Origin of the sequence: Providencia sp. 21OH12SH02B-Prov, from assembly GCF_027362595.1 — a bacterium.
Taxonomy (GTDB): Bacteria; Pseudomonadota; Gammaproteobacteria; order Enterobacterales; family Enterobacteriaceae; genus Providencia; species Providencia zhejiangensis.
This window is the reverse complement of sequence record NZ_CP114796.1, coordinates 2255573-2272392: the sequence shown is the minus strand read 5'-3', so window position 1 is coordinate 2272392 and position 16820 is coordinate 2255573. Positions and strand designations below refer to the sequence as shown.

Sequence of the window (16820 nt, the reverse complement as noted above, 5' to 3'; positions counted from 1 at the left end):
TGGAATAACGGATGACCATGATACGCTTTTGTCCACACTGCCACACAAAACGTCCATTAACCGAGATTTTTTGTGAAGGAGATATAAACAATCAAACTTGTGGCTGGGATCTGACTCTTGAACCTATTCATGATGAGGACTGGGAAGCTCCGATCCAAGACAAGGTTATTTCAATTGACACGGCTAAAGATAATCAAGGTATTGACTTAGCTCATGACACTCCGCCAATAAAAAATAGTGTTTGCACCAACGGCCATCCAATGGAAGAGGGTGAGCTCATTTGCTTCCAATGTGGTGCGGATATAGCTGAAGAGCAACAGAGCGATATTAATCAGCCCGTGATTTTGGCTGAACGAATGATAGGTAATTGGTGTTTACAGCAGCGAATTAATGATGTCGATAGTGAACGAGAACGTTACGCTGTCACAAATAAAATAACCGGCCAAGTAGGTGTGCTCACACTCTATCAAAAGGGCGAAGAGCCTGATCCTGCTATCTATCAGGTATTAAACGTTATTCCTGTCGAGCATATCCCAGTTTTTTATGAAACAGGGCGTTGGGAAAATCGAGCTTGGCATGTAACAGAAACATTAACGGGGGGATCGCTCAGTCAATTTATTCAGCGAGGTGAGTTTTGGCGACCAGATGAAATTCCACGATTGGTCGAGGAGATGGGGCAAGCGCTAGCGACATTCGCTGAACATGGCTTGCGTCATCGGGCATTGAAACCTTCTAACTTACTGATCCGTAGTCGTGAGCCATTAGATATCGTAGTGATCGAATATGGCTCGGCTAGCTTATCTGAGTTTGACCTTGATATTGTTTCACCGTTAGATATCTCACGCTATACCGCGCCTGAAACGCTTGCTGGTGGAGTTTGTGCAGCTTCTGACTGGTGGAGCTTAGGCATGATTTTGCTTGAACAGCTTACGCGAGGTCAGTGTTTTGAGCATATTCATGATAACGCTTTTTTGATTCAAATTATGACCAATGGTGTAGAGCTACCCGATGATTTGGATCCTAACACTCAATTATTATTACGAGGCTTATTAAATAGGGATCGTTTTTTGCGTTGGCAGTGGCCGCAAGTTTCTGCTTGGCTACAAGGTCGTCCGGTACAAGCGCTTGAAACAACACCTGCTCATCGTGATTTCGTATCGCATAGCTTACAGTTTGCGGGACATCAATTTAAACATCCTAATGAATTGGCCATGATGGCTGCTGAGGCGACGCATTGGGATGATGCCGTTGCGATGTTAACACGAGGGAAAATAACTTCTTGGTTAGCAAAATTTGCTGATATGGGGAACGTGCTTAGTCAGTTACAACGTTTAGTGGGTCATTCCGAGATGGAAGATAACCTTAAACTGACTTTAGCACTGCGGATCCTGAATCCTAATATTCCTTTTGTTTATCAAGGAGAAATCATCACTCCAGCTTGGTTATTGACGCATCCCGCATTAGGTTATCAATTTATTAGTGAACCGTTGACTGATGAAATCCAACGTATTGACGAACAACATTGGCTAGCTCAACTTTATTACCGTCAATGCCGTATTCGACAGCGTGCGGAGCAACAAAAAATTCCTTTAAATGAGGAAAGTTTAAAACTTTATCTGTTGATAACGTCCGTCAGTCAGTTAGCTGCACGTTGGGATATTTTTCACCAACAGTTTCCGGATACTCATAACGATAGCTTAAAAGTATTGATTGGGAAGCAGAAGCTGCAAGAGGATGATTATATCCTGTTGCTAAGTGCCGATATTGGGCAATTTATCTCATTGGAAACGATAACCAATGAGGCGGCACGATTAGCTCAACAACAGGATATAAGTGATTTTGATGAGACTATTGCTAAACAACAATTAACATTACCACGCGCTGAATTATTTCAACAATTAGTCGATCGGTTAGCGGGTTTTAAGCGTATTGGCATTCTTGTGATAGACCAGTGGGTAGACACTTTTTTACTGACGCGCCGCTTACCATTACCACAAATTCTAGTCATGCTCGCTATCCCAAAAGAGCAGTGGCAAGTGCCCGAATCGCAGAAATATCTTCTTGAAGTTTTAAACTTTTTTTCGAAAAGATTAGTGTCTGTCACTCAACGGGGTAATCTAGTCCGTATGCGCTTAACTGCAAACGCGGGTCGCGTTGATTTAGTTGAATGCGCAAGTTCTACCTCGGGTGCAGATAAACTCCTTGAGCATCTGATCAATCGGAAAAGTCGTCCTATCACTGTAGACGGTGATCTCCTGTTACAGCGCAAAGGTGTGAACAATCGTTTATGGACGTTACAGTCAGATACTCAGTTGTACCAGAGAGATACTGGTATTAATGGAATGTACTTGGGTTTTCCATTTTTATTGCTGAATACACAGCCTAATCAAATTAAACCTAGGATTGCGCCTTTATTTTTATGGCCAGTATCCATCCAATCGACGGAATTACAACGAGGTCCAATACAATTAGCTTTTGATAATGAGAGAGCGGCCGTACGCTTAAATCCAGCGTTGGCCAATTTTGTTGGGATCCCTGCCATGAGTGAATGGCAGAAAGTGCTGGATAAAATTCTGTCTTTGGCTGCTTTGAGTGTGGAAGAGGTCATGACAACACTCGCCAACACCTTGCCAGCAAGAGAATTGGCACTGACACCATTACCTTCGATTACGGAGGAAGTTCCAGAAAATAGCGCGCAAATTGTGTGTTCAGCCGTACTATTTCATACCTCATTCATTGGTCAGGCGATCAGTAGTGATCTTAGATTGATCGCATCGCAATCAATTCAACAAACGGCGCTTGCCACTATGCTGAATCTTGACCATTCAGAACCTCAACAGAGCAGCCCGATAAAAACGGATGAGCAATATTTTTTATCATTACCTGACCCTTCTCAAGAGTCTGTGGTACAAGCGGCTCGACAAGGTACGGGTTTATTAATTGAAGGGCCTCCCGGAACAGGCAAAAGCCAAACAATTGTGAACTTAATCGCAGATGCGATAGGGCACCAACAAACCGTACTGGTTATTTGCCAAAAACCGGCAGCGCTGGACGTTGTGTATAAACGCTTAGTTGCCAATGGATTAACCGATCGGGTACTTTTGATCAATCAGAACCAAAAGCCTCGAGAAATTATTCAAGCGGTGAGAGAGCAAATTGAACAGTTATGGGGCAGGTTAGCCATAGCGTTACATGATGATGATTGGCGTCATCAACGTCGACAAATACAAGCCACGCTGAAGCAGCATGAGTGCCTACTTGATGATTATTATCAGGCGATGTTTAGCGAGGATGAACAGCTAAAACTTTCTTATAAGCAGGTACTATCTGAATTACTGCTGACTGAGCAAACCGATTATTTTTCATTAGACAAGGATCAAATACAGCCTTATCTCGCATCATTAGATAGGCATACCGTGATTCAGTTTGTGCATGATCTGAAAAGCCATGCTCCACGTTGGTTATCGCTCAATTACCAGAATAACCCGTTGAATTGCTTAACTACTTTCTTATCACATGACTCGCAATACCACTGTTTTAATCACTATTTTCCACAGTGGGTGGATGATGAACAACAGCGTGAAAATGTGAATGCTGTAAGTAAAAGCCAAATCAATATTCACGAGCTAACCAATCATAGAGCCGCCTTTAGTCAATGCCAAAAACAATTTTCTGCATTGACGACGGAACAATGGCACCATTTTTCACAGTGGTTAACCCTATTTTTAACTGAAAATGGTAAACAAACCGTCGGCACGATGATCATACAGCAGTTAACGCAACTGAATGATCGTTTATGTATGATTGATACTACCGCGTGTGACCCTTTGTATTTTCCACTGTTTACTCAGTTAGATCACGACAATTTAAGCGAATTATCTCGCGCTATTAGCGAAAAACGCCAAGGCTCATTACTCAAGTTTTTCAATCCTTTTTACTATGTACGTAAAAGTAAGTTAAACCAGTTTATTACTTCGAGTGGCATAGGAAAAGATGAGGGTAAACTACAGAGTCTGTTAAAAACTATCGATGTTGAACAACAATGGCGCTTATTGTATCAAGAATTACAGCCTATATATGGCCAATTAGCGATAGCGCCAACAGAATATGGGCAACAGTGGCGACATAAACTGAGTGGGCTAATTGAATTACTCAAACATGTTGAAGTCAATGCGACTATTTTGGCTGAATACCCACAACCTGAACATTTCCTTGATAGCATAAGAACTCAGCAGCATGATGGCTTTATGCAACAATGCCGTGAAGTGGAATCCGCTATCGTTAAGGCAGAAGCTCGACAAAGGAGTATTGAAACACTTAATCAACTAGCACCTACACTGAAAACAGAACATTTCCAGCAGTTTAAAGAAACGATTGAGGCAGATGGTTCATTAAGACAAATTATTGAACAATTGCAACGTGCGCTGCCAGACTTAATTCAGTTTCAATTGTTTAGAACTGAAACGGTACACTTTACGAATGCACATTGGCAGTGTTTGGCATTATTACAGCCTCAAATAAGCGAAGAGGAAATGCCACACTGGGTTGATACTCTAGCGAATACGCTGAAACACTATTTTTTCGTATTTGCTAAAAACAAAATTGAAACCCGATCACCCATTTTGAGTTTAAATCATTCTCAGCTTACTGAGCATATTACTAAGCTCTCTGAATTACAGAAGCAGTTGCAGCAATATAATAAACAAGCGCTAACACTCAATATAAATTCTTTATTATTAGCCACTCGTCGTGAATGGGAAGCGATTACCCGTCTCGCGGGGCCACGAGCAAGGCGATTACGAGAGTTTGTCAGTGAAGGATGTGAACTTGGGTTAATGCAATTACGACCAGTTTGGTTGATGACACCCGATGTTGCGAGCCAAATACTTCCTTTGAAAGCCGCGATGTTTGATACTGTTATTTATGATGAGGCATCGCAAATGCCTATTGAATTTGCTTTACCTACCTTATTTAGAGGTCGGCAAGCTATTGTCAGTGGTGATGAAAAACAGATGCCACCATCAAAATTCTTCAGTGGAAAAGTCGTCGAAGAAGATGGTGATGAGGAAGATGAAGAGCAGCAAGAACAGGTTGATGAGCAATGGAATTATCGCCAAATTAGTGATTGTCCAGATCTGCTCCATCTTGCGCGCACTGTATTGCCTATTCATTCCCTTGATATTCATTATCGCTCGGTGTATCGCGAATTAATCAATTTCTCAAATTATGCCTTTTATGAAAACAGGCTCAATATTCCTGCTCAGCACTCCAAGAGAATTATTAATGATATCAAGCCATTAATGCTATTACCGATTAATGGTACTTATGTGAATCAAAGCAATGAAGATGAAGCGAAAGCGGTTATTGACCATTTAACTGAACTGTGGAAGCGACCATTTAATGAAAGACCGTCGATAGGGGTCGTAACCTTCAATCAAAAACAAGCTCAACTGATTAATCAACATATTCGAGCGAAAATCCAACTTGATGAGCAGTTCCATCAGGCCTATATCGAAGAAAACCAACGACAAACTAACGATGAAGACATGTCGTTTTTTGTCAAAAATGTGGAAAACGTTCAAGGAGATGAACGTGATGTGATCTTATTTTCAACGACTTTTGGGCGTAACGTTCAGGGAACTTTTCGTCGTAATTTTGGGGGGTTGGGGCAAACAGGTGGCGAGCGACGATTAAATGTCGCCATTACACGCGCTCGTCAACAAGTGGTGATCATGTCATCAATGCCTATTGATGAGATCTCTGATTTACTCACGACTTACCGGAAACCTGAAATTCCTCGTGATTATTTACAAGGCTACTTAGCCTATGCCAAAAACCTGAATGATCCATTGATGCAACAAGAAAACCATAAATTGCTCAGTAGAATGTGTCATACCGCGGCAGCACAAGAAGAAACCACAATTCAATCAGATGCATTCGTTGAGTCTGTTGTCAGCTTCATTCGTTCACATGGATGGAAAATTGCCCCGCCAGAACATGTTGGTGTTTTCTATTTTGATTGCCTGATTGAAAATGAAGCAACAGGAAAATTTTTGCTAGGCGTTGAATGTGATATGCCACATCATTCACTGCTGCAACGTGCTCGAGCACGTGAGCTATGGCGAGCAGGGGTGTTGGAGCGTATTGTGCCACATAGGCACCGTGTCTCACTGACAGAATGGTATTATGCAAAAGAAGAGGCGCAACAACGATTACTTGATGCAATTCATCGTGCTTCATTAAATTAATAAAGGATAATTCATTATGAGTTCATCTGTTCACCGTATTTCTGTAAGAGAAATGAATGAGATCCGCAGTCGACGACAACTGGCAGTGATGAATAGGTTGTTTCAGCAATGGCAAGCTTTAAGTGAAAAGCGGCTCACTCGCAACGAAAGGACAACTCATATCACAACGGCATATCAAAAATTACGAGAAAAGCACGATAAAATTGCACAATTTTCCAGCCGTGAATTGAACGCATTTAATCAAGAAATGGCAAGTTTTACGGTAACTTTGAATAGTGAAATGCGCCAAATAAGAGAGCAATTCATTGAAGAACAAGCAATCGCTGCGCGTAGTCAATACCATCGACAACGTAATCTTGCTGAATTACTCGAGCGGCTTCAGCAGCAAGCACCTCATGAAATAGCCTTAATTGCAGAGTTACAAAATAAGGCTATTTTAGATGATGAGCAGATGGCCTCGCTTATTTTTCGTGCGATGACAGTGCTGGAAAATGCCGCTAAATCACCAGCAGAAACGCAAAATGAACTGTTAACTCAGCTAAAAGCGCAGTCAGAAGGTAAAAGATTGTTTTGGCAAAGTGGTGGACCACAAAGCCCATTTGCAATCCAATGTGAACAAATTGCCTTGATGATTGAGAAACTAAATATACTTGGCTGTCAAAAAGAGGCGACATTACACACAGAAAGATTAACTGAACTCCAATCAATGCCAGAGAATGCTCAGCGCCAGATGAGTGCAGACTCCTTAATTATGGTGATGGCTGAACAGTTACGTGATAATCAAAAACACCTTGAATTAATCGAAAGGCTGGCGCAGGTGAGAGATGAACTCGCAAGTTTTGAAAATGTAGAGTTTGCTTCACTTCTTCAACAAGCGGATCAAGCTTCAAGAATTAACCCAATCTCACAGATTGAGCGATTAATTGAACAGATAGAAGCGGCCATAGAGCAAGCGGAAAATGCGATTATTATCCGTGCGCAACGGGAAACCATACTTGAAGGTTTAAGCAAATTAGGCTACGAAGTGCGTGAAAACTCAGTGACTTCATGGTTGGAAAATGGGCAAGTGGTGATTACCCACCCAGCAACTCCGGGCTATGGCCTCGAATTGGGGGGGAAGCAGACGCGCTTTCAGGCTCGCACGGTGGCTTTTTCTTCACAACGTGATAATCAGCGTGATCACGATGTGGATGCTATTTGGTGTAACCAGCATCAACAACTGCAAGATATTCTTGCGCAATCAGATGCGGAGTTAATGATTGATAGGGCATTACCCGCAGGAAGTGGTGAGATGAAAGTAGTTGAAATCACAGATGAAAATGAACAAAATCGCAATATTATAAGCCATTTACCGCATCAAAAAACGTTGCGTTAATCACCCTCTTCTGTATGCGAAAAGGGCATTACCCCTTTTCGCGTACTCTAATACTTTGATGTTCGTTTACCAATGTTTGACATTACGATCAGCCTCGGTGACAGACGTCAGTTTTGCTAATTGCGGTAATATTTTCTTTTTCAAATCATCCATAAAGCTATAGATAACAGGAACGAACAGTAAACTGAGAACGGTAGAACTGAGTAAACCACCAATCACGGCGACCGCTATTGGCGCTCTGAACCCTGCATCGGCCCCTGTAGTCAGCACTAACGGTATCATTCCCCCTATCATGGCGAATGTTGTCATAATAATAGGGCGAATTCGCTCTTGACCAGCCTCAATGATCGCGTTTTCACGGCTTAAACCGCGACGTTCTTTTTCTAAAATAAATTCAACTAATAAGATTGAGTTTTTAGTGACGATACCCATTAACATTAAAATACCGATAATAACAGGTAAGTCGATCATTGCACCGTACAAGACAAGAGCGATGATTGCACCACCGATGGAAAACGGCAGAGCCGCTAAAATGGTAATAGGCTGCATAAAATCTTTAAATAAGATGATTAAAATAGCGAATACCAATAATACACTGAATAGCATAGTGGTACTAAAACGGTTAAACATATCATTCATGTATTCGATATCGCCATCTTCAAGCGGTTCAACGCTTAAGGGTAATGCGTTATATTCGGGAAGAGCCTTCACATTTTCCAATGCTTCACCGAGTGTTAACCCTTCTAAGTTTCCTTCAATGACCATTTTTCGAGAACGGTTCACGCGATCAATTTGGGTAGGGCCATCACTAAAATCGATATTAGTAACGGATTTGATAGGAACACTCAGCTGAGTATTACTTCGAACATAAAGATTGTTTAAAACATTAAGATCATCTTTTTGGTAATCAGGAAGTATCACCTGCAACGCTAATTGTTTTTCCGGTAAATTAAATTTAGCACTTCTGGAATTAGATTCGCCCATACTTGCAACACGTAAGGTATTTGCAATTTCATCTGCGCTTACCGCCGTACGACCTAAATCATTCGTCGAGGGCGTAACGATTAATTCTTTACGTAATAGCGGTTTGACAACGCGCACATTATTGATCCCTTTCACTGTTGCAATGCTATCGCGTAATGTGTGCATAGCCGCCTCTAATTCTTCAGGGTCAGTACCTGTGAATGTCAGCGAAAATTCTTTATTCCCATCACTATTACTAAAGGTATAACGTACGTCAGGACTTTGTTGTAATAAATGAGCAATCGAGTTTTCAAATTGCTTTTGAGACATGGCGCGTTCATGTGGTTCAATTAAAGTAAGAATAAGCTGGCCTTTATGTTGAGCAATACCATCGGCATCATCACTGATCCCCGCAATAGTATAAATGGACTTAACTTCCTCTCTATCTCCGAGTAATTTCGCCAGATGACTGATCGCTTTATTTGTTTCTTCAACCGGTGTGCCTGGTGGTAATTCCACATCAATTTGGCTAACACTAATATCCCCCTCAGGCATAAATCCAGCGGGTAAATAGGCAATTGTTGAAACCGAGCCAATTAAAAATAATAACGCTAAAGACAAAGCAAGTTTACGATGCCGTAATGTCACTAATAAGAACCGTGTATATTTTAAGATCCACTTAGGGACGTTGTCTTTTTTAACAGGTTTTGAGGTCGGTAATAATAGATAAGCGGCCATGAGTGGCGTGACTAATCGAGCAACGAGTAATGAAGATAAAACGGCCGCAGAGACTGTAATTCCAAATGGCACAAAATATTTACCAACAAATCCCCCGATAAAACTGACCGGCAAGAAGACCGCGACAATAGTTAATGTTATTGCGACGATAGCGAATCCAATGGCATCGGAAGCTTTTAATGCCGCTAAGTAAGGACGTTCACCACGTTCAATATATTTTTGGATATTTTCAATCTCAACTATCGCATCATCGACTAGAATACCAATGACCAGTGTTAATGCTAATAATGTAATACTGTTCAGGCTGTAATCAAAAAGCGCTAATATAAAAAATGTTGGTAAAATCGACAATGGTAAGGCGATAGCTGCAACAAGTGTGGCTCGCCAGCTTTTCAAAAAGAAGAAAACGATAATGATGGTTAAGAATGCGCCTTCCAAAAGTGTTTGGATGGTTAAATGGTAGCTTGATTCCGTATATTTTACGGTTGAAGATACCAATTCAATGGCAACATCGGGATGTTTTTGTGTGAGTTCTGCAATAGCGCGATTGACCTCTTCGGCAACGATTGTATCACTGGATCCTTTAGCACGAAAAACGGCAAAACCAACAACATCTTTCCCATCTAACTGTGAGACTGTTTTGGTTGTTTTTTGCCCTAAATAAATCGTAGCGATGTCACCTAGCTTAACCCATTGCTGGTCACTAAGCGGGAGTTGGATATTTTTAATATCATCAATATTTTTTTTCTCACCTAAAACCCGAATAGTGTGTTGTAGGTCATTATATTTTGATGATCCGCCTGCTGAGTTTTGGTGAACATTTCGCAGTAATTCGTTAATGCTGATAATAGAAAGTTGTAATGCGGCTAATTTATTCGCATCAGGTTCCACTCTAATAATACTGTCGGCTCCCCCTAAACGGTTGACCTTTTGAACACCGGGGATCATGATCAGTTGTTTGCTGATAGTATCGTCAACAAACCAAGAGAGGTCTGCAATAGATTGCGTATCCGATGAAATGGCGTAACGCAATATGGCGCCACCCTCAACATCAACCCGATTAATTAATGGCTCATCGATAGTTTGGGGCAAATCACTTCTGATTTGTGCTATTTGCTCACGGATATCATTTGTTGCTATATAGGCATCAATATTTAAATCAAACTCAATGGTTGTCGTCGAAATACCCTCAGTAATCGTTGAATAGATATGACGAATACCGGGTATCCCTGATACAGCTTGTTCAATTTGTTTGGTCACTGCATTTTCTAATTCAGTGGGCGAGGAACCATCCTGAGTAACGGTTACCGTTACAATAGGGAAGCTAATAACAGGATTTGCAGTAACAGGTAAATGAATAAATGAAAATATACCTGCTATTGTTAATGCTAAAAAAATAACAATGGTAGGGATAGGGCGAGTAATTGCCCAAGAGGATAACTGCAATCTCATTTGATATCCTTTACAGGTATAACCTTATCATTTTCGGTCAGAAAAGCTTGAGCATTATTAACGACATTAATATCAGTAGGCAGTGGGCTTACTATTTCGACACGTCCTCCTTGTACTTGGCCTATGACGATTTTTTGCTGTTTAACGGTATTATTCTCGACAGTAAAAATGATCCTTTCACCGTTATCGATGGTTCTAATTGCACTATAAGGTAGGGTTAAAATGGGTTTTGCCGCTTTATTTATTATCGCCGTGCCCGACTCACCGAGTTGAATATTAGGGCGTTCATTTGTCATTGATATGCGTATTTTCCCTAGCTGTGAGATTGCATCTATTTTAGGAGATAAATAGCGTAACTTGCCTATAAATTGGTTGTTATCATTTGCTTTTAATGTTATCGATTCAATGGTTGATAGCCGTTTCAGTTCAGAAGAATGCGCGAATGCTTCAAATTCAATTTCATTATTTTCAATGATTTTAAAAAGCAGCTGATTATCCGTTAACATGCCACGTATTGCATGTCGCTCACTGATAACACCAGAAATGGGCGCAATGATTTTTGATTTTTCTTGCTGGCTTTGTTCTTTTAATAATTGTGCTTGCAGCTGGCGCAGTTCAGCACGACTGGCATTTAACATAGCTTGTTGTGCCACGGCTTCCGATTTCGCTTTTTCAAAATCATTGGCTGAAATAACCCCCTTGTGTGCAAGAGGTTTTAATCGAGATAACTCTTTTTGTGATTGTTCTGATAATGCTTTCTGTTGCTGAATATAAGCTGCCGCCTTTTCTGTTTCTGCTTGTAATTGCTCGACTGACGCATTTTGGAGTGGCGATTCTAGCGTCGCTAATAGCTGTCCTTTCTCTACCCATTGGCCTTCTTCGACAAAAACATCGATGACCATTTGTTGCTGTAATGGTGAGCCAATGGCAACTTCATTTTTTGCGATAAATTTACCGGGTAAGCTAATAACCTCTATGTGCTCTATTTTTTGTGGTTGAGTTACACTCAGGCGCATATTTTCAGCGCGAGAAGGTATCGATATGATGATAAGTATGGAAAAAAAACAAAAATAAAAAAAACGTGTCATAAATAAAGAAAGCCGATAGTGAATATGGGGCTTAATATAATCAGAGACATTATTTGTTACCATAAACCGGAGTTAAACCTTAATCTTCTGTTAAGGTTAGCTAAAAAATATTCATCATGAGTTTATGATAAGTCTGAAGGGAATACTCTAACTTGAAATAGATGAAGAGGTCACACTGAAAAGGCGGATGAACTTAGCCTAAACTGGAGTGGGGGGTATTACCATTTATAGCCAACACCAATCGTGTAATTGGTATTATTGGAGTCACCTTTATTGGCATTGATTTTTTCTCGAATGATATTCGCATTTAAGTTTAATCCATCTGTTAGGTAGTACATCATTCCTAAACGCGCATTAAAATCTAAGCTTACGTCGTGATTAAATCCTCGGCCGATATGCCCTTTAGTATAGACATTGATAGTTTTTGCAAATAGATTTTGATTAAAGTCCCAAGCCAGATTTCCTTGCATGTAATTTTCTTTACTGTTATCTCGATATGTCATACGTTGGTAACTAATAAGGCCAGTAAAGGAAAGGGCGCTTCTTTCATTATTCCAGACTTGCCAACCAGGACCTGTTCCTAGGCCACCTTTCGATTTAATATCTTCAATCCAGTCATGCTGATAGTTAACAGAATTACGCCAAAAGAAAGCAGGATTAATAAAATGGTCTAGTTCATAACCTAAATTGTAATAATAGGTGCTGACCGTATGATTATCTTTATTTCTTATCATGGCTGCTGTGACGCCATGACGCCATTTTTTGGAGGTAACTTGCATATTTGCATCAAGTGAATATTTTTCACTACGGGAAGCGCCTTTATTGTATGCTGCTCCCGCATTTACACCGCCCGTTATCTTAGTTTGTTTTGGGTGTTTTTCTTCGATTTTCTTACTCAAAACTAAGCGGTCGTTAATAGCCATTTTTTGCTGTTGATCACCATGAATTAATATGACGTGTTTTGTATCTGCTGCCTGTATTGCATCAATTTGCTGCCACTCAGAGGAAGCATTAGATTTTACAACAGCGGGGTTATCGATACTAAATGTTTTAATATCGTTAAGTTTTATTCTTAATTCTCCAGCATAGCTGGTCTTAATAAGCGCTTTATTATTATCAATAAGGCTGATATCACCAGAGAGTGAATCACCATTTTTTAAGTAGATATTATCAGCATAGCTATTCGCGGTAATTGAAATCAAAATTAAACCTGTAAAACACCGCATTAGACTAAACCCCATATCGTCCTAAATATATCAATTAGTTAACCCTAGTATTGATAGAAATATAAGGCAAGATCCTTTACGAATCTGTAGTTATGACGAGTTTAATTTACGCAAATATAGCGTTATTTAATGACGCCAATATTGGGTTAGTTAATATTACTTAGTTGAACCATCCATCGAATATTATTTGTTCAGAAAAGAAGATATCATCGCGTGAAATTGATATGAATGAGGTTCAGTTTATTGCGTTGGATGCTATATTATGAACTCCTACGCGATGACTGAGGTGTACATATGAAGATGTTAACGCTACAAGAGATGACTGATGCTCAACGCATGAGAGTAAGTACAAGGCTAGGTCAAGAAAGAAAAAAATTGGGGCGTGAATTAACCAATGCGGAGCACAGTAGGGTAAAGAACGAAATTGTCTCTGAAATATCAAAAGAGGTTGAATTGGCAGCTAAAAAGGCCAGAGCGCAGAAAAAGAAAGATAAATTAGTTGCCAGTGAGGAAACATACAGTTGGTCAACTCATAACCACCGTAGGGGTCTCCGTTAAAATATAGTTAATCAATGAGCTATATAGATAACAATTAATTCATTTGAAACTGGCAGAGCTATTAAATTGGCTCTGTCAGTATGTTTGTTGTAAAAATAACCCTTAATTTCCATGGGTTATCAGCCACTGTAAAACCTCTTGATAATTGCCACGGTACACAATTCTGTCTTGTTTTTGACTAAGCTGATAGTGATACATGGGGTCGTAGTATTCATTAAGTAATGGTACTAGCCAAATTAAGTGGGCATCGGTTTTACCACTTTTTTGTTGTTCGGCTAATGCAATATCCAGTGATGTTGTTAATTCTATGGTGCGTTGCGAACCTAAACGGCGATGAATTGCTGATAGGCCATGGTGCAGATATTCACTGTAGGCTATCCACCCTTGTTCTTCACCATAAGCGGTTAAAAACGCATGCGTCATCCGGTCAAAATATTCTTCTTTTAGTCGCTGTAAACGTAATTCAAAAGGGTCTTCAACAACCACAATAGCTGCATTTGCCATTTGCGCGCGTAGCGCCTCCGGTAGACTATTTGCGCCAATGGTGCGACCTTCATCTTCCAGTATCCAGCGTGTATGTTGTTGAGATTTTTTGAGCATTTCCACTGCTAGATGATTTTCGAATGTGGCTTGTGGGTATTGTTGTTGCAATGTTCTGCCGAAAGAGGAACCTCGGTGATGAGCGATCCCTTCAAGGTCAATACCATTAGGTAATTCATGTATCATCATCGTTTTACCGCTGCCAGTATATCCGCCTATCAAAATGATAGGGCGTTGAGCTAACTCTTTTGTTACCTCAATGGCAGCTTGTCTTAATGCTTTGTAGCCACCAATAATTAATGGGTACTCAATCCCTATCTCATGGAGCCATTGCTGAACGATATGTGAACGCATGCCCCCTCGAGCGCAACAGATATAGCCATGAGGATATTGTTGGCATGCTTTACGCCAAGCAGTAATTCGCTTGGCTCGAATTTCACCGTTGACTAATCGATGACCTAATTCTACTGCTTTTGCTGAGCCTTGTTGTTTATAGCATGTCCCAACAGCAGAACGTTCCGCATCATTCATTAAAGGGATATTGTGCGCGTTGGGCATTGACCCTTGCTGAAACTCAACAGGGGCGCGGACATCAATTAAAGGGGTGCCAGTAGTTAAAATTTGGCGGATATTTTGCGGTAATGCTGCTGATTCCATGGTGAAAACGGTTATTAATCCAAATTATAGGAGCGCCTACTATACTCCTATGTGGGCGTGAAGGCACGTCATGATCCTAACGGAATAATAACAGGATACTTCCATCGTGACGCTGTCACTTATTTCGTGATTCTGTCAATGATTCAGTTTGCTTACCTTTTATGATGATGTGTAAGATTTTTCAACTCTGTCAGCGACAGGTAACGGTTGATAAGTCACCGTTAGAGCATTTAATGCTGACAGAAAAAATGAATATCAATGAATTACATGTTGTTGCATTGCGCTTTTATGGCAAGAATACAATCTTCGATAGCTTTAGGATCAGAAATATCGAAGGGTTTTCCTGTTAAATAAGCATGCTGTGCTGCCGCAAGTATGCGTTGATGCGAAATATGATTCGTTCTATTCAATAACCAATCTACAGCTTCTGATTTAGATGCAATGTCGTGAGTCGATAACGTATAAAATATACGAGCGAGGGCAAGGATAATATTACATTCATCGCCTTGCCAATCATCCGAGCTATTCCATTGAGCCAATGTCGCTTTGATTGCCTGTGATAAATCCTCTAATGGAATAGGGGCAAATGTGTGGGCAGCATCTTCACCGAGTATTGCGATATTGTGTAACCTCACTTTGGTGAGGAGAATCGCGACATCGGGATCTATTTGTGGGGGTTCAAAGATCCCTGAGTTAATGTCCTCTCTTAACCATTCACCAAATTGTAGTTCGCGATGAGGAGGGTAGCGCCACTGTTTTACGGTTGCACTGAGTAAGATAGTGATTTCTAATGCACGTAACGTAGGATCACTTCCAGGCCAAGCCGATACCGTTAGAAGCTCTCTCATTAATCGTTTACGTTGCTGCTCCGTCAGTGGTGCATGAATGGTAACAAGCAAATCAATATCACTAAGGGGTTTTAGTCCCCCATGCAAAGTAGAGCCATAAAGGTGAATAGTATTGAGTGAATCACCAAGATGTTTCTCAATAAGTAAGCAGGCGGATTTCACTTGTTTCTGTATACTGCTGTCTATATGTTCAAAATTCATCAAAAACGTTTCTTTTTATCTCTTGTTATGCGAAATATTAATTACGCACTAAATCGACAGGATAAGAGTTGAATAAATAGCCATCAAAATTAGGATCTTCAACGTCAGATAATTCTAATAGCCGCCGTTTGACATTTTCGAGATGTTGCCACATGGCTTGTTTCGCCGCAATAGGGTCTTTTTTAACCATGGCAGCTAAAATGGCCTGATGATCTTTCATCCATTCTTGGCGGTAATTGATATCAGTAATTCGTGTATGTAATTTTAACCACATAGGATTATTATCTCGCCAAGCCCATGATTGTTTTAACAGTTCAACGAGTAAACTATTATGTGTTGCTTCAGCAATGGTGAGATGGAATTCGCGGTCGTTGTTTTCTGACTCTTCAGGATCCTGATTGTCATGATGCCGTTGTAATGCTTGACGAATATTGGCGATATCAACAGGGGTGACTTGCGTCGCAGCAAACTCAGCAATATTGCTTTCGAGTAGCTGCCTTGCCTGCAACAATTCAAATGGGCCTGCTGCATTCAGCGCGCAAGAGGCAGAGGTCGTGTTTTCTTTTTGATTAGGCAGAGCAATCAGATAAATACCGGAGCCTTTTCGCACTTCAATAAGGTTTTCAAGTTCTAGCATGATCAACGCTTCGCGAACAACAGCCCTAGAAACATTTAGCATCTCGGCTATTTCTCTTTCAGGGGGAAGCCTATCGCCGATGGCATAGCCCATATTCGTGATCATTTGCCGCAGTAAGTGGCCCACTTCTTGGTAAGGACGTTTAGTTTCAGTCGATGATGTCATGATAATGGCCATATCAATCTCCCGTCTTAGTTAAAGTAGTTTAGCACAAATTGGTTGACCAAATGTGATTATGGAAGCTACTCATAAAAAATGACAGCATATAAACTTAGACAATATATACCCT

General features: G+C 40.6%; 9 protein-coding genes. 3 read left to right on the top strand and 6 right to left on the bottom strand.

Annotated features, from left to right (window positions below; translation table 11 throughout):
- The first annotated feature begins 11 nt into the window (after positions 1–11).
- Together O7C57_RS10715 and O7C57_RS10710 are read left to right on the top strand one after the other, a co-directional pair.
- Positions 12–6248 carry an AAA domain-containing protein gene (locus O7C57_RS10715; protein ID WP_269723121.1) on the top strand — a complete coding sequence of 2079 codons (6237 nt, stop codon included), beginning with the start codon at positions 12–14 and terminating at the stop codon, positions 6246–6248.
- Between the two features lie 16 nt (positions 6249–6264).
- On the top strand, positions 6265–7623 hold the full coding sequence (locus tag O7C57_RS10710; protein ID WP_154623436.1) for a hypothetical protein: 1359 nt from the start codon (positions 6265–6267) through the stop codon (positions 7621–7623).
- A 66-nt stretch (positions 7624–7689) separates the two neighbouring features.
- On the opposite strand, the gene O7C57_RS10705 is transcribed toward O7C57_RS10710, so the two are convergent.
- The 3 genes from O7C57_RS10705 to O7C57_RS10695 form a co-directional block, all read right to left on the bottom strand.
- On the bottom strand, positions 7690–10776 hold the full coding sequence (locus tag O7C57_RS10705) for an efflux RND transporter permease subunit (RefSeq protein WP_269723120.1): 3087 nt from the start codon (positions 10774–10776) through the stop codon (positions 7690–7692).
- On the bottom strand, positions 10773–11792 hold the full coding sequence (locus tag O7C57_RS10700) for an efflux RND transporter periplasmic adaptor subunit (protein WP_154623438.1): 1020 nt from the start codon (positions 11790–11792) through the stop codon (positions 10773–10775). The genes O7C57_RS10705 and O7C57_RS10700 overlap by 4 nt, the downstream gene beginning before the upstream one ends.
- Before the next feature lie 290 nt (positions 11793–12082).
- The gene (locus O7C57_RS10695; RefSeq protein WP_269723119.1) at positions 12083–13090 is read right to left on the bottom strand and encodes a DUF481 domain-containing protein; all 1008 of its coding nucleotides are present in this window, start codon (positions 13088–13090) and stop codon (positions 12083–12085) included.
- 294 nt (positions 13091–13384) lie between these two features.
- Here O7C57_RS10695 and O7C57_RS10690 point away from each other — a divergent pair, with 294 nt between their 5' ends.
- On the top strand, positions 13385–13648 hold the full coding sequence (locus O7C57_RS10690) for a DUF3811 domain-containing protein (RefSeq protein ID WP_154623440.1): 264 nt from the start codon (positions 13385–13387) through the stop codon (positions 13646–13648).
- Between the two features lie 102 nt (positions 13649–13750).
- On the opposite strand, the gene mnmH is transcribed toward O7C57_RS10690, so the two are convergent.
- From mnmH to O7C57_RS10675, 3 genes are all read right to left on the bottom strand, one after another.
- Entirely contained in the window at positions 13751–14845 is a 1095-nt protein-coding gene (mnmH, locus tag O7C57_RS10685) for a tRNA 2-selenouridine(34) synthase MnmH (protein WP_154623441.1), read from the bottom strand.
- A 263-nt stretch (positions 14846–15108) separates the two neighbouring features.
- Complete coding sequence (gene aadA33 / locus O7C57_RS10680; protein WP_269723118.1) at positions 15109–15894, bottom strand: ANT(3'')-I family aminoglycoside nucleotidyltransferase AadA33; 786 nt, start codon at positions 15892–15894, stop codon at positions 15109–15111.
- 37 nt (positions 15895–15931) lie between these two features.
- Complete coding sequence (locus tag O7C57_RS10675; protein WP_154623448.1) at positions 15932–16696, bottom strand: FCD domain-containing protein; 765 nt, start codon at positions 16694–16696, stop codon at positions 15932–15934.
- Between the last annotated feature and the right edge of the window lie 124 nt (positions 16697–16820).

Bases quoted from the DNA above. Each gene is read 5' to 3' on its own strand.
- O7C57_RS10715 (WP_269723121.1), top strand. From the start codon at position 12: ATGACCATGATACGCTTTTGTCCACACTGCCACACAAAACGTCCATTA.
- O7C57_RS10710 (WP_154623436.1), top strand. From the start codon at position 6,265: ATGAGTTCATCTGTTCACCGTATTTCTGTAAGAGAAATGAATGAGATC.
- O7C57_RS10705 (WP_269723120.1), bottom strand. From the start codon at position 10,776: ATGAGATTGCAGTTATCCTCTTGGGCAATTACTCGCCCTATCCCTACC.
- O7C57_RS10700 (WP_154623438.1), bottom strand. From the start codon at position 11,792: ATGCGCCTGAGTGTAACTCAACCACAAAAAATAGAGCACATAGAGGTT.
- O7C57_RS10695 (WP_269723119.1), bottom strand. From the start codon at position 13,090: ATGCGGTGTTTTACAGGTTTAATTTTGATTTCAATTACCGCGAATAGC.
- O7C57_RS10690 (WP_154623440.1), top strand. From the start codon at position 13,385: ATGAAGATGTTAACGCTACAAGAGATGACTGATGCTCAACGCATGAGA.
- mnmH (WP_154623441.1), bottom strand. From the start codon at position 14,845: ATGGAATCAGCAGCATTACCGCAAAATATCCGCCAAATTTTAACTACT.
- aadA33 (WP_269723118.1), bottom strand. From the start codon at position 15,894: ATGAATTTTGAACATATAGACAGCAGTATACAGAAACAAGTGAAATCC.
- O7C57_RS10675 (WP_154623448.1), bottom strand. From the start codon at position 16,696: ATGACATCATCGACTGAAACTAAACGTCCTTACCAAGAAGTGGGCCAC.